The sequence below is a fragment of the Pedococcus sp. P1_H8 genome (genome assembly GCF_056405175.1).
Window position 1 is genome coordinate 1 of the sequence record NZ_JBFUCP010000243.1, and the last position, 443, is coordinate 443.

At 65.0% G+C, this 443-nt stretch carries 1 protein-coding gene; it reads right to left on the bottom strand.

The genetic code is table 11. The features are described 5' to 3' along the window. Positions 1 to 170: 170 nt before the first annotated feature. On the bottom strand, positions 171 to 443 hold a 273-nt coding region (locus AC1DYG_RS19800; RefSeq protein ID WP_477641556.1), incomplete at its 5' end, for a division/cell wall cluster transcriptional repressor MraZ.

The following is a 443-nucleotide window of genomic DNA, read 5'->3' on the forward strand; positions in this document are numbered from 1 at the left end:
CCATTGCTGCCTCCGGGTCTTCTGGTCGTGTCTGCGGGCGCTGACAATCACGAAGGTGATCTGGGGCGAATGACTCGGGGTCCCTGTCCGATTGACCGAACCTGGCGCTGGGGAAGTGCGTCAGGGTCGGTGTCGGGCAGAGGCCTCGCGGCACTCGCCGTTGTCGTGAACTACAGGATCTCGCTCAGAGGTTCGGATCTGGCCTGGGAGTAGTTCTCTTCGTTCTCGTCGGAATACGTCTGCCACACCTGGGCATCCCAGATCTCGAGGAAATCGATCTGTCCGATCACCACGCACTCCTTGGACAACCCGGCATAACGCCGGTGGTCCGCGGAGAGGGTGATCCGCCCCTGAGCATCGGGATGCTGTTCGTCGGCGCCGGCCGCGAGGCCACGCACGAAGGCCCTGGCGTCCGGATCGGTCCGCGACACCGCCGCGGCCCG